The organism is Muribaculum gordoncarteri, assembly GCF_004803695.1.
Taxonomy (GTDB): Bacteria; Bacteroidota; Bacteroidia; order Bacteroidales; family Muribaculaceae; genus Muribaculum; species Muribaculum gordoncarteri.
Genome location: NZ_CP039393.1, coordinates 309866 through 330231, shown reverse-complemented (window position 1 = coordinate 330231; position 20366 = coordinate 309866). Strand labels below are relative to the sequence as shown.

Below are 20366 nucleotides of genomic sequence, written 5' to 3'. Positions count from 1 at the left end.
GTTTAAAGTGCAAAGTTACAAAATATAACCCATTAAGCTTCCCTTTTTACCGCCAAATCACTTCGTTGCAGCTTCAGTCGACAACATCGGCAGCAGTTGGTCGTGTATGGAAGGGGTTCCGGCAAGCACCGATACGTTTCGGTCGGTGCGGAAATGTGTATAGCTTCCTCCTGCCTCCTCTACAAACAGTAATCCGGCACTGACATCCCACTGGTGAAGATTCAGCTCCCAATAACCGTCAAGGAAACCGGCGCCTACATAACACAGGTCGATAGCCGCTGATCCGAGGCGACGCATACCGCGCACATGCGGAAGCACCCGTGTCAGATTGTCGACATTGTTATCGGGATTGCGATCCTTGTCGACAGGAAATCCGGTAGCGACCACACACTGGTCAAGCCGAGTCTTTCCCGACACCTTTACAGGTTCGCCGTTCATATAAGCTCCGCGTCCTCTTATGACATGGAACAGTTCGTTGAGATAGGCGGCGTAAACGACACCAATCTCAGTGACACCGTTATGCTCGATGCCTATCGACACACAGAATTGTGGCAATCCCTGACTGAAGTTGGTCGTACCGTCGAGCGGGTCGATTACCCATCGGTATTCGCTGTCGTGATTTTCCACTCCCGACTCTTCCGAAAGTATCGAATGGTGGGGATATGTCGACCTTATATGGTCGATAATGAGTTTTTCTGCAGCTTTGTCGGCAGCCGTCACTATGTCACTGTCATTAAACTTTGACTTTATTTCAAGCTGATTACCGCGAAAATATCTCAGATGCACAGCCCCGGCCTCACGAGCCCAGGAAATGGCGTTCAACAACAAAGAATCGATCATGATAAATTAATGTTTATATCATTATAAGCATTCCCGCCATGCTTTTGTTCTAATCCCCCGGCTCCGACACAGGTATTTGTCGCTTGAGCACCTCTTTGAACGATATCAGCGACTCGGTGCGTGCAAGGCCCAAACCCTGTAGCTGCTCATGAATTATGTGCAGAAGATGGTCGTTATTGTGGGCATACAGTTTTATGAACATATCATATTGTCCCGTAGTGAAGTGTATCTCCACCACTTCAGGTATTGCCTTAAGCTTCTCCACCACCTCATCGAAGCGTGACGGATCTTTAAGGAAGAAGCCCATATAGGCGCATGTTTCATATCCCACCGATGCAGGATCGATAAGACATTCCGACCCCTTAAGCACACCCATTGACATAAGTTTCTGAATGCGCTGATGTATTGCAGCACCCGACACATTGCATTCACGAGCGATTTCCAAGAACGGTTTTCTACCGTTAACCGACAACATTTGCAAAATTTTGTAGTCAAGGGTATCTAATTGAGCTCTTGCCATAAACTAACGTTTTAAGGTTATTGTTCTATTATATATTTTATTTTGTTTAAAATTTGAATAGCAAATTTACATAATAAAATTTATTTTATCATTTTTAATTAAAAAAATATGTAATTTGAATCATAACTTTGCAGAATGAATACAACACTATACCACCTACCCTACAGCAACTCTGTCCCCGAGGAATTAATCGCTCTTTATAATGCGTCATTTCCGGCCGACGAGCGACGACCTGTCGACAGCATCATGGCTCTTATCGACGATCACGATAGCCCGTTTAACGCTTATGTCATAAAAACCGACAACGGCTTTGCCGGATTCATAACCACATGGGATTTCGACGACATGCTCTACGTAGAGCACTTCGCCACCAACCCCGAGCTCCGAGGCCAAGGAATAGGCAGTGACGCGCTCAACATGTTGATGGAACTCGCCGACAAACCCGTGGTATTGGAAGTGGAGCCTGAGGATTCCAATCCGCTCGCGTCACGACGCATAGGATTTTATCGCCGTCACGGCTTCATGCTCCACTCCGACTACAAATACATCCAGCCGCCCTACACTCCCGAAAGTCAAAGCATTGAGATGAAACTGATGTCATCGGCCGCCATCGACCCCGACCGCGCACGGGCATTGCTTTACAAGCACGTGTACCGTGCCGAATGAATTTGTTTATGACTTCGAGAATCACTACATTTGCAACCTATTTACATTAGAATGAAAAGGTCAATCTTCAAGTATATACTCACATCGTTGCTTATTGTGGCAGCTTTGGGTCTGTTCCTGCGGTCATGCACATCGGCCTCAACATCCAAGCCCACCATAACGGTAAGCATACAGCCTCAAAAATACATGCTCGAAAAAATAGTGGGCGACAAATGGGAGATTAAGTGCCTGTTGAGCAACGGCGCCAATCCCGAGTCCTACGACCCGAGCCTGACCCATCTGTTGAATCTCGAAAACAGCAAAGCCTACTTCCGCATCGGCAATGTGGCATTTGAAAGCGCAATCATAAACAAGGTGCAGAACAACAACCCGGGCTTGAAGCTGTTTGACAACTCCGAAGGTATTTCGCTCATACGCGGCACCCATTCCCACGGCGATGTAGAGCACGCCTCCGACATCGACCCCCACACCTGGACTTCGGTCAAGAACGCCAAAACAATTGCGTCCAACATGTACAAGGCGGTCGTAGATCTAGATCCCGAAAACAAAGCCTACTATTCACGCAACTTCAAGAATTTCCTCAGCAGCCTCGACTCACTCGACAGGGAGATTTCACAGCAGCTGCAGCCCTATCGCGGCTCGGCATTCGTTGTGTGGCACCCATCTCTGAGCTACTTTGCGCGTGACTATGGGCTGGAACAAATAAGTCTGAGCCCCGAGGGCAAGGAGGCGTCGGTGAAGATGATGCAGTCGACAATCGACAAGGCCATCGTCCGTGATGTGAAAACACTGTTTTTCCAGAAGGACATCGACTCACGACAGGCTCAAGTGGCCAACGAACAGATAAAAGCTGAAATCGTAAACATAAACCCGCTCAACTACGAGTGGGACAAAGAAATGAGAAGCATTGCAAATGCAATATCCCGACAATAGCATAATAACGCTCGACCATGTGTGGAAGCGTTACGACAACAAAGTCATATTAAAGGATGTCAACCTCGACATCCACAAGGGTGACTTTGTCGCCGTAACCGGACCCAACGGCGGAGGAAAGACAACCCTTCTCCGCATAATCCTTCATCTGCTCAAGCCCACCCAAGGAAGAGTCACTTATCGTCGCGACAACGTGGAGGTCAAAAAACTCCCCATAGGCTACCTGCCGCAGAAAAACCTCATCGACAGCCGATTCCCGATAACCGTAAGGGAAACCATCGCATCGGGATTGCTTGCCGAAAAGAACATCCAGCGTGACGAGTGTGACAAACGCATCTCCGACACAATTTCTCTCATGGGGCTCGACGCTCACTCCGATGCGTCGATAGGCGATCTATCGGGCGGACAGCTTCAGCGCACACTGCTCGGACGAGCTTTAATATCCAATCCTGAAGTGCTTGTGCTGGATGAACCGCTGAGCTACATCGACAAGGCATTTGAACATCATCTCTATGACATAATCGCCGATATAGCACGCAACACAACCATAATACTTGTGTCACACGAAATGTCCACCATATCAGGTATGGCCAACCGTCACATAATCGTCGACCACTCCATACATGAATGTCACGCATCACACCACTACGTACACTCGACTTGCGACGAAGCGTAATGTAGGGCAACAATCAACAACAATAAATTTACATCCAATATGAAACGCTCAACTGCAATAATCAATTCGATGATGGCATTGTCAATTATTACAGGTTGCAACAACACTCCCGGCCAACCTGACGATGTGATATATTCATCGGATATATTCACCGTCTACACCGACCGTGTGACGCAAGGGCCACACACTGCACGGGCAATAAGCCCGGTTGAGATCGAGAGCAACTACACCTCACCCGAGGAGAGCGGCATATCCCAACTGCTGCACTTCCGATTCTCGCTTAACAGCAGGGACAACGAATTGCCGCAAGGCAAAAGCCACACGGTACTTATAGGCTCCGACACGGTATTCACATTCGGAGAAGCTATTGAGAAATTCGACTCCATAAAAGAAAAACTCGCCGGGAAGCTCAACAAGGACACAAAATGGACTCTCAAAGTCAACATGAATCCTGTGCTCAACAGTTTCAAGAAACAAGGATACTATGTAACGCCTACCAACGACACAATCTACAAGGACGACTTCAAAGGCGTGTGGGTTGCCGGAAGCGTCGACCCGTTGAGCTGGGATTTTGAGAATCTCTACGGAAAGCATGACCGAAAGCTGAAGGATAGAGGTGACGGTATTTATGAAGTTACATTGAATCTGAATCCCACCACCGAGCGTCCTGAAAATCCCACCGGGTGGAAAGTCGATTCAATCGACAGCCGGTTCCCGAGGTATCATTCCGATCAATTGCTCGTCGACGCGTTGTACAACATGGCAATATGCGACATTGCAAGCAACCTTCGCCCCGACTCGACCTATCGTGCCGGTAAGGAATGGGACGGAGTGTGGACCCGAGATGTAAGCTACTCGGTATATCTCGCCCTCGCGCTGCTCGACCCCGATAACTCCTATCGCAGCCTTAAGGCCAAGCTAAAGGAAACTCCTCACGGCACTGTAATAGTACAGGACACCGGCACCGGCGGTTCATGGCCCGTGTCAAGCGACCGCATAGTGTGGGCCATGGCAGCATGGGAAGTATATAAGGTGACCGGCGACAAATCTATGCTCAAAGAAGCCATTGAAGCGATCGACAACACATTGAACGACGACATGAAAGTCGTGTGGGACTCCAACTTCAAGCTCATGCATGGCGAGCAAAGCTATCTCGACTGGAGGGAACAGACCTATCCACGCTGGATGCAGCCCAAGGACATATATGAATCGATGTGTCTTGGAACAAATGTCATGTATGCCGAGGCATTCCGTGTACGCGATGCCATGATTAAGGAGCTGGAATCGGATTACACTCCGTTATGGATGGGCATGGACAAGGAGATTGCCAACTCGATCAACAACAACCTGTGGATACCCAATCTCGGATATTATAGCGAATATCTTTACGGGGGAATATATCCCATCCAGTCACAGGCTGTCGACAATCTCGGGCAGGCGCTGTCAATCGTGTTTGACATCGCCAACCCCGAAATGGCTCGCTCGATAATCTCCAAGACTCCCTACACGCCTTATGGAATATCATCGGTATATCCCCAGATGCCCGACATAAAGCCCTATCACAACGATGCAGTGTGGCCGTTTGTACAAGCCTATTGGAACATCGCAGCGGCAAAGGCCGGCAATATTCTCGCCCTTAACAAGGGTCTTGCCGCCCTCTACAGGGCTGCGGCATTCTTCGGCACCAACAAGGAGCTTTTTGTAGCATCCAACGGCGACTATCGCGGAACCGCAGTCAACTCCGACAGCCAGCTGTGGAGTGCGGCCGGCAATGCTGCAATGATATTCCGCATAATAATGGGCATGACATTCGAGCCCGACGGTATAAGGTTCTCACCGGTAGTTCCGCCGTCGTTCACGGGCGAAAAGACCTTGACCAACCTTAAATATCGCGACGCCACGCTCACCGTCAAGGTAATAGGCACCGGCGACCGCATAAAATCATTCACCGTGAACGGTGAAAAGGACGACGATTACTTCCTGAAAGGCGATGTCACCGGCAATGTGGAGGTGCTTATAACAATGGCCGACAACACAATCAAGCCTCAGGACATAAACAGTCAGCCTCAGGCCTGGATGCCTGCCACCCCTATTGTCGACTGGGTCGACAACAAAGGCGAGATTCGCAACTACTCTCCCGGAATATCCTACGGACTGACCGTCAACAGCACGTTCCTCGACCAGATAACCACTCCTGTTGCGACATTCATCCCCGACGACAATTACTCGCTCATGGATATCGTTCCAGTGCTCAAGGAAACATGGAGTGGCTTCTCATGCAAGCCTTATGAATACATTCCGGCAGGCTCGTTGACCGTAGTCAACGCCGACAAGATAGGCAAGACAGGCACATCATTCATCAAGGACAAGGATAAAGCGTCACGCTTCATCGAGCTGTCGCCACAGAAGAACACCGATGTCACATTCCGCGTGAATGTTGACACAGGCGGCGACTATCTGCTCGATGTTAGATATGCCAACGGCGAAGGCCCCATAAACACCGAAAACAAGTGTGCCATAAGAATGCTCTACATCAACGGGCAGGAGGCCGGAGCTATAGTTATGCCGCAACGCGGTATTGACGAATGGCTATCAACCGGATTCAGCAACATGCTGCGCATAAAGCTGAAGGAAGGCATCAACGAACTGAGCATCCGACATGAAATCGACAACATGAACGGCAATGTCAACACGGCATTGCTGCAGTATGTCCGCATCATCAAGCAATAGCCAATGAAACGCATAGGAATCCTATCGGACACCCACTCTTGCTGGGACGATCGCTACGCCACGCACTTTGCCGGATGTGACGAAATATGGCATGCGGGTGACATCGGCGACATCGGGTTGCTGCAAAAGCTTGAAGGAGTCGCTCCGGTAGTGAGGGCCGTATCAGGCAACATAGACCACGGCGAAGTGACACGACGATGCCCCGAAGTCCAGGAGTTCACAATTGAAGGTGTCAACGTGTGGATGACTCACATCGGCGGATATCCGGGAAAATACGCACGCGGAGTAAAACCCCTGTTACGTGCCAAGTGCATAAAATTGATGGTCACGGGACACAGTCACATCCTTAAAGTGATATATGACCCCGAACTCGAAATGCTGCACATAAATCCAGGAGCAGCCGGACAGCAAGGGTGGCAACAAGTGCGCACACTTGTAAGGCTCACCATCGACAACGGCACGATAAAGGACCTCGAAGTAATAGAACTAAGTAAGAAAATACAACAATGACAATCATGACACGAGTAACATCACTTATAATCGCGGCAATAGCTGCGATAGCCATGCTTTCGGGATGCAAGACATCGGAAGCCAACTACAGAGCAGCCTATCAGGCAGCAAAAGAAAAATCCGATGAAAACAGCGGAATCGATGACACGATATACGACCGCATACGCAAAGAGGCAATAAGCTCACGACTTATTGTAGGTACCGATTCAATCCCGTTGAGCACGGTCAATGTACGCCTCACCGAAGGATGCGGCACACCCGAACAGTTCAAGCCCTACTCGATAGTGGTGAATCAGTTCAAGCAGGTGTTCAACGCCAAATCATTGATGAACCGGCTTCGCGACAACGGTCATGATGCCATTGTTGTAGAAACGGCCGAACCGCTCTACTATGTGATAGCAGGGAGCTATGAAACAGCCGAAGAAGCAGCCGCTGCCTACCATAAAATAAAATCAGATAAAAACATAGTATTGAAAGAACCGTTCCCCTGGATACTCCGTCCAGTGAGATTGCCTGGTAAATAAGTGTATTTTAGACCCTTTATGTTCTTAAACATATTACTTGGATGTTAAAAATATTTGACATATATTTGAGTGTTCATTAAAATTTTGATTCTAAAAATCAATTATTGACCGTTTTTTCAAAATATATATGTTTTTATAGATTGTAGATTAAAAAAGGGTGTCGTCGCGAGACAACACCCTTTGCTTTTACATAAATTCATAATTATTGTATTCTCTTAGATATTTTTACTTATCTTTGCCGTAGATAAATAAATTGTCATCATCATATTTCATAAAAGAACACTCATGAACAAAATCCTTGAGAAGGAACACTTCTCCGAGAACGTTGTCAAGCTTGTAGTGGAAGCTCCGGCAATAGCACGGTCACGCAAGCCCGGACACTTCGTTATTGTGCGTGCTTGCGAAAATGGCGAACGCATTCCGTTGACGATTGCCGATGCCGATACCGTGAAAGGAACAATAACCCTCGTAGTGCAGAATGTAGGCGTGTCTTCAGGCAAAATATGCAGTCTTGAACCCGGAGAATCGCTCACCGATGTAGTGGGTCCGCTCGGACAAGCCACCCACATCGAGAAAGTAGGCACCGTAGTGTGCTGCGGAGGCGGCGTGGGAGTAGCTCCCCTGCTACCCATCATAAAAGCGATGAAAGAGGCCGGCAACAAGGTGATAACCGTTTTGGCCGCACGCACCAAGGAGCTTATAATACTTGAGGAGCAAGTGCGCCCCTACTCCGATGAAGTCATAATCATGACCGATGACGGAAGCTACGGCACAAAGGGACTTGTCACCAACGGTGTTGAAAGCGTAATCAACCGCGAAAAAGTCGACCTTGTAGTCACCATAGGTCCCGCCATAATGATGAAATTCGTTTCACTGCTCACCAAGAAATACGACATACCCACAATGTGCTCGCTCAACACAATCATGGTCGACGGCACGGGAATGTGCGGTGCTTGTCGTGTGACTGTAGGCGGCAAGACTAAATTTGTATGCATCGACGGCCCCGAATTTGACGCACACCAAGTCGATTTCGATGAGATGCTTATGCGTTTACGTTCATTTAACTAATAAGACACTGCTATGGCAAACAATAACTATACATCATCGCCACGTGACGCACAGTGGCGCGAAGAGCTCCGTAAAGCCACTCCGGTAAAAGAGCGCACATCAATTCCCCGAGTGAAGATGCCCGAGCTCGACCCCGCCTACCGCATAACCTGCAACGAGGAGGTCAATCAGGGTCTATCGGCTGAAGCGGCAGTGCTTGAAGCGACAAGATGCATGGACTGCCCCGATCCCCAATGTGTAACCGGATGTCCAGTAAGCATCAACATCCCCGGATTCATCAAGAATATCGAGCGTAAGGATTTCCATGCGGCAGCCGTGGTCTTGAAAGAAACAAGCGCGCTTCCTGCTGTGTGCGGTCGTGTATGCCCCCAGGAGAAGCAATGTGAGTCACGTTGCATCTACCACAAGATGAAGAAGGAACCGGTAGCCATAGGATACCTCGAGCGTTTTGCCGCCGACAACGAACGCCTGTGCGGATGTCACGCCGTGCCCGAAACAGCTCCCAAGAACGGCATCAAGGTCGCCGTAGTGGGTTCGGGCCCCGCCGGACTGTCATTTGCAGGCGACATGATAAAACGCGGTTACGATGTAACCGTATTTGAAGCCCTGCATGAAATAGGCGGAGTACTTAAATACGGAATCCCGGAATTCCGACTTCCCAACGAAGTGGTCGATGTCGAAATAAACGCCCTTGCCGCTCTTGGAGTAAATTTCGTAAAGGATTGCATCGTAGGCAAAACATTGAGTTACGACGACCTTCACGAAATGGGCTTCAAAGGCATATTCGTAGCTTCAGGAGCCGGTCTGCCCCGCTTCATGGGCATTCCCGGAGAGAACTACATCGGCGTTATGTCAAGTAACGAATATCTCACCCGTATCAACCTTATGGGTGCAGGCCGTCCCGACCACGACACACCCATCCTTAAAGGCAAGCGGGTAGCTGTAATAGGAGGCGGTAACACAGCTATGGACTCAGTGCGCACCGCACGACGCATGGGCGCTGAATCGGCCATGGTGGTATATCGTCGCGGCGAAGCCGAAATGCCGGCACGAGCCGAAGAAGTGAAGCACGCCAAGCAGGAAGGCGTAGAGTTCCTCACCCTGCATAATCCCATTGAGTATCTCGCCGATGAAAAAGGCCGCGTTAACATGATGAGAGTGCAGAAAATGGAACTCGGCGAGCCCGACGCGTCAGGCCGACGCTCACCGGTGCCCATCGAAGGCGCGATAATCGACATCCCCGTCGATCTGGTTATTGTGAGCGTGGGAGTATCGCCAAACCCGTTAATCCCCAATGCAATCCCCGCACTTGAAGTGTCACGCCGAGGCACAATCGTAGTCAACGAAGGCACAATGCAGTCGTCGCTCAGCGACATATATGCAGGAGGTGACATCGTGCGCGGTGGTGCTACCGTAATCCTTGCCATGGGTGACGGACGACATGCCGCAGCCGCAATGGACGCAAAACTCTCCGAATAACAACAGTCAATACAATATATGACAACGCCCGTAATCATTATGATTACGGGCGTTGTTGTCTTCTATTCCTATAGAATATCAAAGCAGCTTTTCAAGCTTCGATACATTGGCTTCAATTTCCGATTCGGGAATCTCATAGTTCTGCAGGTCGCCGCATATATATTGATCATAAGCAGCCATATCAATGAGTCCGTGACCTGAAAGGTTGAACAGTATAACCTTGGATTCACCCGATTCCTTTGCTTTCTTGGCCTCGCGTATTGCAGTAGCGATGGCATGAGAGCTCTCGGGAGCAGGAATTATACCCTCGGCCTGCGCAAATAAAGTAGCGGCAGCAAACGTTTCAAGCTGTGGAATGTCTACAGCCTCGATAAGACCGTTTTCACGCAGCTGGCTCACAACGGCACCGGCTCCGTGATAGCGAAGACCTCCGGCATGTATATTGGCGGGCGAGAAGTCATGTCCAAGCGTGTACATGGGAATCAACGGAGTGTAACCGGCTTCATCACCAAAGTCATATTGCAGCACACCTCGTGTGAGCTTGGGACATGACGCGGGTTCGGCGGCAATGAAACGTGTCGAACGTTCGCCGCTGAAGTTGTGGCGCAGGAACGGGAACGAAATCCCCGAGAAGTTACTTCCGCCACCGAAGCAGCCTATCACGATATCGGGGTACTCACCGGCCATCTCCATCTGCTTTTCAGCCTCAAGACCTATGACAGTCTGATGCAGTGCGACATGGTTGAGCACTGAACCAAGCGTGTATTTACAGTTGGGTGTAGACATTGCCAATTCGACAGCCTCCGATATGGCGGTTCCGAGCGAACCCTGATAATTGGGGTGATCGGTAATGATTTTTCGTCCGGCCTTTGTCGACATACTCGGCGAGGCTATAACCTCGGCTCCGTAGGTCTGCATTATCGAGCGACGATAGGGTTTCTGATGATATGACACCTTGACCATGTAGACGGCGAGTTCAAGACCGAAATGCTTGGCGGCCAACGACAATGCAGCGCCCCACTGTCCTGCTCCCGTTTCAGTCGTGATGTTGGTAACACCCTGCTTCTTGCAATAGTAAGCCTGAGGTATTGCCGAATTGAGCTTATGCGAGCCTACAGGACTTACACTTTCGTTCTTGAAGTAGATGTGAGCCGGTGTGTCAAGAGCATTTTCAAGGCCACGGGCGCGCACAAGAGGTGTAGGACGCCATATACGATACATGTCACGCACCTCTTCGGGTATTTCAATCCACTTGTCGGTATCGTTGAACTCCTGACGCGAAACCTCTTCCGAGAACAACGGATAGAGATCCTCGGGTGTCAGCGGCTTCTTTGTCGCCGGATTAAGCATCGGACGAGGCTTTACCGGCATTTCGGCCATAACATTATACCACGCTGTGGGAATATCTTTTTCTTGCAGTATGAATTTCTTTGATTCCATTTTGTATATTTATTAAATATTTTACCGCTTATGCACTTAAAAGCACAAAATTATTATAATCCGATACAAATATACGCCGAATTTATCAAATTCGGCGTATATTCATCATATTATTTTATCAAATTGCAATTGTCATGCAATTTATCATATACTTCGCTCTATATTCCACACAAATGCACGCAGTCCGAGTTTGGGAGTTTCCACATCCATTGTATGAAGTTTGTCAAGCACAGTGTCGACACGGCTGTCCTCAACCATCGTGATTATAGCCGAAGCAAGCGAAGGCCATGCATGCGACCCGTAGTGCGGCTCTCCGGCAACTGAGCCTCGTCCCTTGACTTCCTGCCATGAGGTGAATCCGCGGCAGTTGCTTTTCTCAAGCATATCTATTATGCGTTCATAATAGGCCTGGTCAAATGTTATCAGTATAGCTTTCATTGTTTTTCCTTCATTTATGATTTCACAACCTTATTGTCGACTACCACAATTTCTCTCATCTTGCGACGGTTGCGTTTTACTCCGACATAAGCAAACAGACAGTAGAGTGCCGGAACAAACAACAGCGTAAGAATGGTGGAGAATGTAAGACCGCCTATAACCGCAGTACCCATAGGGCGCCATGTTTCAGCACCTTGTCCCGTGCCGACAGCCATAGGCACCATACCGAGGATGGTTGTAAGCGTTGTCATCACAACGGGACGCAGACGCGACTTACCGCCAAGCACCACAGCCGTCCTGATCGACATTCCGCGCTCACGGTTAAGCGATATGTAGTCGATAAGCACGATACCGTTCTTCACTACAATACCGATAAGCATGATGGCACCGATCATCGACATGATGTTGAGTGTGTGACCCGTCAGATATAATATAATGAATACACCCGAGAATGCAAACATGAGCGAGGTCATGATGATGCCGGGATAGGTGTAGCTCTCAAACTGTGCAGCCATTACGATATATACCAGTATGACGATAAGCACGGCAAGCATCAACAGGTCGCGGAAAGAGTCCTGCTGGTCCTCGTAGCTACCCGATATGTCGATATTGACACCTGAAGGCAACTCAAGCTTGTCAATCTCCACCTGAGCCTTCTCGACAATTTCGCTCATCGGGGCATCGGCCACAACCGCAGTTACGGTAATGATGCGCTGACGGTCCTTGCGCTCAATCGTAGGAGGAGTAAAACGTTCAACCACTTTGCCCACATCCTTTATGCGCACGGCATTTCCGTTGGGCGAATAGAGCAGAATGTTCTCGATGTCCTCAAGCGATGTTCGCTTTTCGGGAGCATACATCACCTTTATGTCATACTCCTCACCGTCCTCACGATATTGCGACGCTATGGCACCGTTGATGCGGTTACGCAGATAGGTAGCCGCCGTCTGGAGGTTCAAGCCGTATATGGCGAGCTTCTCACGGTCGAAGTCAACCTGATATTCGGGCTGATAATCGGCGCGTGACACACGTATATCGGCCGTTCCTTCGATGTTTCCGAGAATCGACACAAGCTTTTGAGCTATCGAGTCGGTTTCGGTAAAGTCATATCCGTAGACCTCGTAGTCGAGCTGCGACTGACCGCCCATACCCATTCCGCCGCCGACAGTCACCTGCGCCTTACGGAACTCGGGATAACGCTTCAGGTCCTCACGCATCAATGCGGCAATCTCGGTGATACTGCGGTCACGGTCGCCCGGGTCGAGCAATCGCACATTTGACGATATGATGTGCGGACCATTGTCCTGCAACGAACCGAATGTATTGTCGCTCGAAGCCGAACCTGTGGTATAGTTCATGATCTTGATTTCGGGGTACTTCTCTTTCCACTCCTTATACAATCGGGCCATCACCTCCTTGGAGAGCTCCACTCTCGAGCCGATGGGGAGTTCAAGCTTCACCGATAAGCGGCCGTCGTCGGCCACGGGGAAGAACTCGGTGCCCACGTAACGCACAAGCACAAGCGAACCAAGGAATATAACAAGACACACAATCAATGTCATGGTCTTATGCCTTACAACCCTTGAAAGCAACCATGCATAACCGTCGTCAAATGCATCAAGACCTTTGCGTATAGGGGTAAACAACACTGTGTAGACCTTGCCGTGCTTTACATCCTTGCGCAATAGCTGTGAACACAACATGGGAGTAAGCGACAACGCACACACTGTCGATATTATCATCATGATGGTCACCATCCATCCGAGCTGACGGAACAACACTCCGGTCATACCGGTAACAAGCGTCAAGGGGAAGAACACGGCGATAAGGGTCAACGTTGATGCGATAACCGACACGGCCACCTCATTTGTACCATGAACCGCAGCCTGTTTCGGGTCGGAACCGCGCTCAATGTGAGTCGTAACGTTTTCAAGCACCACAATGGCGTCATCGACCACCATACCGATTGAGATTGAAAGCGCCGACAGTGAAACGATGTTGAGCGAATTGCCCGTCATGGCAAGATAGATGAACGATGCAATCAACGATATAGGAATAGTAATCGTGATGATGAGCGTAGCCCTCCATCGTCCGAGGAATGTGAACACGACGATTACCACAAAGAGCAACGCATAAAGCACGGTTTCGACAAGTGACGCGATTGTATTGCGAATGTTGTCGGATGTATCCACAATCACACCGAGCTTGACATCGGTCGGCAGACGCTTCTGAAGCGACGGAAGCATCTCCATTACCTCCTCCGATATATTAACCGAATTGGCACCCGATTGCTTCTGTACGATAATCATAGCTCCCTGCGTACCGTTGTTGTAGGTTTCCTGGGCGCGCTCCTCAAGCGAGTCCTCTATACGCGCCACATCACGCAGATATATATTGCGCCCATTCTGTGTGCCTACGACCAGGTCCTTCAGATGGTCGGTAGAGTTGAACTCACCCTGCACTCTCAGTGAATAGGTGTCGCTACCTATATCAAACGAACCGCCCGGGATGTTACGGTTTTCAGCCGCGATAAGCGATGAAATCGTTTCTACCGACAGGTTGTAAGCCTCCAGTCGTTGCGGGTCGACATATATGTGTATCTCGCGCTTCGGAGCTCCCGATATCGACACCGAACCCACACCGCTGATACGTGCAAGAGGATTTGCCACATTCTCGTCAAGAATCTTGTACAGACCCGGCATGCTCTCCTTGGCTTGAACCGAAAGAATCACAATAGGAATCATGTCGGAACTGAACTTGAATATTATAGGATTCTCGGCGGCATCGGGCAGTGCGCTCTTAACCATGTCGAGCTTGTCGCGCACATCATTGGTAAGCACGTCGATGTCCTTGCCGTATTCAAATTCAAGCGTAATCACCGATATATTCTCGCGTGACTTTGAAGTTATGTGCTTAAGGTCGTTTACGGCATTAAGGCTGTTCTCGAGCGGACGCGTAACATTCTGCTCGATATCGGCTGCACTGGCTCCCTGATATGATGTCATCACCATTATAGTATTGGTTTCGACATCGGGATACAGGTCAATTGGTAAGGTCGAGAGTGAAAACAAACCCATGATGACGACAGCCACAAAACAGAGCGTCGTCATGATCGGGCGTTTCACCGCACTTGAGTATATGCTCATAATTGGATATTCTTCTTTTTAGATTGTTGAAACGAAGTCACTCTCTACTTGTTGTCGCCGATTACATTTACCCCTATTCCGTCGGCAAGTCGGCTCTGTCCGGCAATGACCACATCGGCACCGTTCTCGACTCCCGACAGCACTTCATAGGAGTTGTCGATGCGCTGTCCAAGTTCAACACGGTTGAACGATACCTTGCCATTGCTGTAGACGTATATGAACTTCTCGCCCGAGCCGGTCTGCTTCACGATTGAACGGTCGGGAACCACCACGCGGGTTTCGACACCGAAGCTCATGACTACGCGGGCAAACATTCCCGGACGAATGCGCTCGTCACGGTTAGCGATGTTGATTTCAACAGTGAACGTGCGTGTCGACGGGTCGATTGTAGGATGTATCAATTCCACAACTCCCTCAAAACGCTCCTCGCCGTACACATCAAGGTAGACATCCACCTTCATGCCTTTGTACACCTTGGTAAACTCACTTTCGCTGACATTTACAAGTACCTTCACCGGCTGCAGTTGCTCGATGGTGAGGATGGGCTGTGTACCGGTCATGTCACCCGGATCGTAATTCCTTGCTGTGACTACACCGTTTATAGGCGATACGAGTATGGTGTTTTCAACCATGTTATCATATTGACGGGTAGCCGCATCAAGCTCTGTCTTCATCTGATCGACCGACTGCTTGGTGCCGCCTCCGATATTATATAGTTCCAATGCACGCTCATACTCGCGCTTGGTATTGTCAAGACGCACTTTCAGTTGGTCGATGTTGACATCGTCAAGCACTACCACCTTCTGGCCTTTGGCCACTTTCGAGCCCACATCGACAAGTATCGACTTTATACGGTTGGGGGTTGAAGTGGATATGTTGTTGGTCTTATAAGCTTCCACGGTAGCCGTATATGACACAATCTGGGGCACTTCCTGTTCGTGAACCTTGCGTATTTCCACATTGGGGCGTTCATCGACTTTGGATTCTTCCTTCTTTTCTCCCGAACCGCTGCAGGAGGTTAACACACCGCCCGACAATACAAGCAGGCTCAACATTCCGCCCACAGCCGCATAGTACAGTTTTATTGACATGATTTTATATTGTTTTTGATTGTGGATTAATTTCTTTATTTCGATTTTTCATATTTCTCAATGTCGGCATTGCCAAGCAGATTCTCAAGCTCGCTGTTTGCTATCAGGAAGTTATATATCGACTGATAGTAACCGAGGCGCGCCTGCGTCAACGCCAATTCCGAATCACGGAGGTCGAGATAGCTTGCAGCGCCTATCTCAAACGACTTCTCCATTATCGAGTGAGCCTTCTCGGCCTGAACCACGCTCTCGGAGTTGCTCGCAATCTGACGAACGTTTTTCTGGATATTATCCATAGCCAAATCCACCTGCATTCTGATGGAGCGTTCAAGGTTTTCACGTTGCCAGGCCATTTCATCGACTTGAATGCGGGCCTGCTTTATGCGATGGTAACGCTGGCCGCCTTCAAAGAGAGGAATCGACAACGTAACGCCTACTACCGAATAGGGATTCCAGCGGAAGTTACGCAACGCATTGCCGTTGGACGATGATGTCCAGTTGTAATTGGCGGTAAACATGAGCGTGGGGAACCATGCCATCTTCTGCACGGTAAGCGCGTCACGCAGCGTGCGTGTCTGCAGGTCGAGCGAGCGCAGGTCGGTGTTACGGTCGATCGACTTGTCGATTGAAAGCGTCACATCATACATGCTCTCTTCATAATCCGACAGCTGTGTAGCAGCCTTGATGGGAATCGATGCATCCATGCCCATCAATATGGCCAACTGCAATCGAGCCTGCTTTATCGCAATTTCAGCTTGCAACAGCTCAGGTTCCACATTCTTAACCTGCACCGACGATCTTAACACATCATATTCCGATGCAGTACCCACTTGGAATTTCTTAAGAAACACCTCATGGTTGAACTTTGCGTTATCATAGTTCTCCAGGATAACCTTGTAGCTGTCGTTGGCCAACAGCAATGCATAGTAGGCCGATTTCACCTGATTCACAAGCGAAAGGCGTGATGCACGTGCAGCCTCCACATTTTGGAGAATCTGGCTGTCGTTTAGTTTTAACGTTTTCCACAACTGGGGAGCTATCAACGGAACCGATGCGTTGAATCCTGCCTGATAACTGTTGTCAAGACCCATTTTGATTCCATTGTTTCCCGCACCCTTTGACCGTGAGGCAGCTTGAGTTTCAGGTTTTTCACCCTCCTCTCCTTCTCCACCTCCCATTCCCGGGAAATTGTCCATATTCATGTAGGCGACCTGTTTGGCCACCATACGGTTATAAGTTGCTCCGAAGTTTATTGTTGGCAAAAGCTGCCCAATCGTTTCCTTCTTGGCATAATCCACTCGTTGAATCTCCATATCGGCAACCTTTATCGTGGGGTTGTCATTGAGAGCTATTTCAAGACACTGGTCAAGCGAAAGAGTGAGTGTGTCGACCGGAGTCGATTGCGCCGCCATCGTCAGCGACACACACCCCAAGGCAATACATGCCGTTGCTTTAAAATTCATAAAATATTAATAGGTGATGAAATTATTAAACAAATCTACTACTAATCCAAACTATATGCAACTCACAGGAAAACAATATGCCAAAAAGGACACATAATTTTCCCTTTTGGCATATTTGTGGATATAAACTCAAAAATACTTTAGCTCAATATCTGGTATCCGGCTGCAATCAGACCTTTACGGATGAAGTCGATGTGTTCGGCATTACGGGTTTCCATTACGAGGCGTAACGTACAGCTCGTGATGGGAGTGTCGACGCTTATGCGCTCATGAGTTACCGATATTATATTACCGCCGAGCTTTCCTATGATGTCGCTCACCTCGGCAAGCACTCCGGGCTTGTCTGAAAGGTCGATTGTCACGGCATAGTTGCGACCGGTCTTTATCAATCCTCGATTGATTACGCGGCTCAGAATCGTCACATCGATATTTCCGCCCGACACAAGACACACGGTCTTCTTGCCCTTGACCGGCACCTTGTTGAACATAGCAGCCGCTACGGCTACCGCACCGGCACCTTCGGCAACAAGCTTCTCGGTTTCAATCATCGCCAATATGGCGGCCGCGATTTCATCCTCGCTCACCGTCACGATCTCGTCGACATATTGACGACACAGCTCAAATGTGTTAACACCCGGCTCCTTGACCGAAATACCGTCGGCAATCGTCGACACATTGGAAAGACACTCGATTTTGTCATTCTTAAGCGACTGAACCATGCTGGGCGCACCGGCAGCCTGCACGCCATACACCTTGACATCGGGGCTTATAGCCTTTATGGCAAAAGCGACTCCCGAAATAAGTCCGCCACCGCCCACAGGCACTATCACCGCTTCCACATCGGGCATTTCGTCGAGTATTTCAAGGCCGATTGTTCCCTGTCCGGCTATCACCAGCGGGTCGTCAAACGGATGCACAAACGTGTAACCGTGCTCGTCACGTAGCTCAAGCGCACGCTTGTAGGCGTCGTCATACACTCCGGGGACGAGGCACACATCGGCGCCATATCTCTTGGTGGCTTCGACTTTGCTTATAGGCGCGCCTTCGGGCAAGCATATCAGCGACTTGATGCCATTGGCCTTTGCGCCGAGAGCGACACCTTGGGCATGATTTCCGGCCGAACATGCAATTACACCGTGAGCCTTCTCCTCAGGCGACAACTGGGAAATCTTGAAGTAAGCGCCACGCAACTTAAATGAACCTGTATGCTGAAGACATTCGGGTTTCAAATAGAGATCACACTCCGGATTAAGCTTGGGAGCGGCAATAAGCTCAGTGTGACGCACAACGCCCTTAAGCACATGGGCGGCGCGATAGATATCGCTTAGTTTAAGTTTGTTTTCTGACATGTCGTAATTAACTTTTTCCAATGTGCAAATGTAGCAATAATTCCGTATCGCCGTACACTTTTATTTCGCTTTTTTTAGAGCCGGTTCGATAATAAATATTAACGGCAGGGGCGCATAGTGCGGAGCGATTTTTGGTCTGCGAGGAAGGTTACCTTCGCCTCGGCCACTCGTTGGCGATTTTCTTCATCTCTTTCGGTCACGATGGAGCCCCATCGCTCCCTCAAGAGCTAAAGAAAATCACTCAACAATTGACCGCCCTGCCTAACATTTATTGTCGTACCGGCTCTTAAGCGCATCTCCATTTGCATTTTTTGCATAGAAGCACTATCTTTGCACAATAATATATCAAATTTTAGTCAAGATGAAAAAGTTAGAAAGTTTAGTAGCCGAAAAGCTTCTGAAAATCAGTGCAATCAAGCTTCAGCCCGATGTACCTTTCACATGGGCTTCAGGATGGAGTTCTCCAATATACACCGACAACCGCAAAACCCTATCCTACCCGGAGTTGCGCAACTTCATCAAAGTTGAGTTGTGCCGCATCATTCTCGAGAACTTTGAGGCTCCCGATGCAATAGCCGGCGTAGCCACAGGCGCTATCGCACAAGGTGCTCTCGTAGCCGACTCTCTCGGCCTCCCCTACGTATATGTACGCTCTACTCCTAAGGATCACGGACTCGAAAACCTCATCGAAGGCAATCTTAAGCCCGGACAGAAGGTTGTTGTAATCGAAGACCTTATATCGACCGGCGGCAGCAGCCTTAAAGCAGTCGAGGCAATCCGTGCCGCAGGATGCGAGGTTGTGGGCATGGCCGCAATATTCACCTACGGATTCCCCGTAGCCGTAAAGCGCTTCAACGAGGCCGGCGTAAAGCTCATCACCCTCAGCAACTACAACTCAATGCTTGAGGCTGCGCTCGAAACCGACTATATCAAGCCCGATGACCTCGAAACATTGAAGCAATGGCGCAAAGATCCGGCAGCGTGGTCACCTGCACCCAAAGCCGATTAATATTCGCGCCTGTCATTACCAAAGGCCACATATAAAACTAAACCCACTGACGACTTATGACAACTTATTCAAGTAAGCCGACTGAAGTGGCTATGCCCGTATCTTCAGTCTATGAGCGTGTAAGCAATCCTGCCGCTTTCCAAGAACGCCTTGATGCACTTCCCGAAGAAGTACGCGCCAAGCTCGGTGCCGTACGATTCACCGAGGACTCAATCATAATAACCGCTGCCCCCATGGGCGACATGGTTCTCAAGATTACCGAACGTGTAGCCGACAAGCGAGTGGCATTTACCGCCGAAAGCGCACCGGTGCCTCTTATCATGTCGATAAATCTTGATGCCAAGACTCCCGAATCGACCGAAATAATCACAGCGATCGACGTTGAGATTCCTGCAATGCTTCGCCCGATGGTAGGCCCGAAACTGCAAGAAGCCGCTGACAAATTCGGCGACATGGTAAAGAATCTTGCCCGTTCATAACAGAA

The 20366-nt window shown here is 49.3% G+C and carries 18 protein-coding genes; 10 read left to right on the top strand and 8 right to left on the bottom strand.

All coding sequences use genetic code 11. The features are described 5' to 3' along the window. Nucleotides 1-57: 57 nt before the first annotated feature. Together E7746_RS01440 and E7746_RS01435 are read right to left on the bottom strand one after the other, a co-directional pair. The gene (locus E7746_RS01440; protein WP_136409617.1) at nt 58-840 is read right to left on the bottom strand and encodes an inositol monophosphatase family protein; all 783 of its coding nucleotides are present in this window, start codon (nt 838-840) and stop codon (nt 58-60) included. Nucleotides 841-889: 49 nt separating this feature from the next. Next, the gene (locus tag E7746_RS01435) at nt 890-1360 is read right to left on the bottom strand and encodes an Lrp/AsnC family transcriptional regulator (RefSeq protein ID WP_136409616.1); all 471 of its coding nucleotides are present in this window, start codon (nt 1358-1360) and stop codon (nt 890-892) included. A gap of 135 nt (nt 1361-1495) precedes the next feature. Here E7746_RS01435 and E7746_RS01430 point away from each other — a divergent pair, with 135 nt between their 5' ends. The 8 genes from E7746_RS01430 (at nt 1496) to gltA (ending at nt 9946) form a co-directional block, all read left to right on the top strand. After that, nucleotides 1496-2026 carry a GNAT family N-acetyltransferase gene (locus E7746_RS01430; protein ID WP_136409615.1) on the top strand — a complete coding sequence of 177 codons (531 nt, stop codon included), beginning with the start codon at nt 1496-1498 and terminating at the stop codon, nt 2024-2026. A gap of 51 nt (nt 2027-2077) precedes the next feature. After that, nucleotides 2078-2959, top strand: a complete 882-nt coding sequence (locus E7746_RS01425; protein WP_136409614.1) for a metal ABC transporter solute-binding protein, Zn/Mn family — start codon at nt 2078-2080, stop codon at nt 2957-2959. After that, the gene (locus E7746_RS01420) at nt 2940-3635 is read left to right on the top strand and encodes a metal ABC transporter ATP-binding protein (protein WP_136409613.1); all 696 of its coding nucleotides are present in this window, start codon (nt 2940-2942) and stop codon (nt 3633-3635) included. Before E7746_RS01425 ends, E7746_RS01420 begins: the two co-directional genes overlap by 20 nt. Before the next feature lie 39 nt (nt 3636-3674). Further along, entirely contained in the window at nt 3675-6365 is a 2691-nt protein-coding gene (locus tag E7746_RS01415; protein WP_136409612.1) for a glycogen debranching protein, read from the top strand. A gap of 3 nt (nt 6366-6368) precedes the next feature. Further along, entirely contained in the window at nt 6369-6875 is a 507-nt protein-coding gene (locus E7746_RS01410) for a metallophosphoesterase family protein (RefSeq protein WP_136409611.1), read from the top strand. Between the two features lie 5 nt (nt 6876-6880). Further along, the gene (locus E7746_RS01405) at nt 6881-7399 is read left to right on the top strand and encodes an SPOR domain-containing protein (RefSeq protein WP_168184274.1); all 519 of its coding nucleotides are present in this window, start codon (nt 6881-6883) and stop codon (nt 7397-7399) included. A gap of 285 nt (nt 7400-7684) precedes the next feature. Next, entirely contained in the window at nt 7685-8467 is a 783-nt protein-coding gene (locus E7746_RS01400; protein WP_136409609.1) for a sulfide/dihydroorotate dehydrogenase-like FAD/NAD-binding protein, read from the top strand. A 12-nt stretch (nt 8468-8479) separates the two neighbouring features. Beyond that, entirely contained in the window at nt 8480-9946 is a 1467-nt protein-coding gene (gene gltA, locus E7746_RS01395; RefSeq protein ID WP_136409608.1) for an NADPH-dependent glutamate synthase, read from the top strand. Between the two features lie 78 nt (nt 9947-10024). Here gltA and E7746_RS01390 read toward each other — a convergent pair whose 3' ends face one another. From E7746_RS01390 to ilvA, 6 genes are all read right to left on the bottom strand, one after another. Then, entirely contained in the window at nt 10025-11386 is a 1362-nt protein-coding gene (locus E7746_RS01390) for a TrpB-like pyridoxal phosphate-dependent enzyme (protein ID WP_136409607.1), read from the bottom strand. Nucleotides 11387-11530: 144 nt separating this feature from the next. After that, complete coding sequence (locus E7746_RS01385) at nt 11531-11824, bottom strand: PG0541 family transporter-associated protein (RefSeq protein ID WP_136409606.1); 294 nt, start codon at nt 11822-11824, stop codon at nt 11531-11533. Nucleotides 11825-11838: 14 nt separating this feature from the next. Further along, complete coding sequence (locus E7746_RS01380; RefSeq protein WP_136409605.1) at nt 11839-14970, bottom strand: efflux RND transporter permease subunit; 3132 nt, start codon at nt 14968-14970, stop codon at nt 11839-11841. 44 nt (nt 14971-15014) lie between these two features. Next, on the bottom strand, nt 15015-16061 hold the full coding sequence (locus E7746_RS01375) for an efflux RND transporter periplasmic adaptor subunit (RefSeq protein WP_370640283.1): 1047 nt from the start codon (nt 16059-16061) through the stop codon (nt 15015-15017). A gap of 35 nt (nt 16062-16096) precedes the next feature. Further along, nucleotides 16097-17524, bottom strand: coding sequence for a TolC family protein (locus E7746_RS01370; RefSeq protein WP_136409604.1), 1428 nt, complete (start codon nt 17522-17524; stop codon nt 16097-16099). Between the two features lie 140 nt (nt 17525-17664). After that, on the bottom strand, nt 17665-18873 hold the full coding sequence (ilvA, locus tag E7746_RS01365; protein ID WP_136409603.1) for a threonine ammonia-lyase: 1209 nt from the start codon (nt 18871-18873) through the stop codon (nt 17665-17667). A 361-nt stretch (nt 18874-19234) separates the two neighbouring features. On the opposite strand from ilvA, the gene pyrE reads away from it, so the two are divergent. Continuing rightward, nucleotides 19235-19882 carry an orotate phosphoribosyltransferase gene (pyrE, locus tag E7746_RS01360; RefSeq protein ID WP_136409602.1) on the top strand — a complete coding sequence of 216 codons (648 nt, stop codon included), beginning with the start codon at nt 19235-19237 and terminating at the stop codon, nt 19880-19882. Nucleotides 19883-19938: 56 nt separating this feature from the next. Next, complete coding sequence (locus tag E7746_RS01355; protein WP_136409601.1) at nt 19939-20361, top strand: hypothetical protein; 423 nt, start codon at nt 19939-19941, stop codon at nt 20359-20361. Nucleotides 20362-20366: the final 5 nt, after the last annotated feature.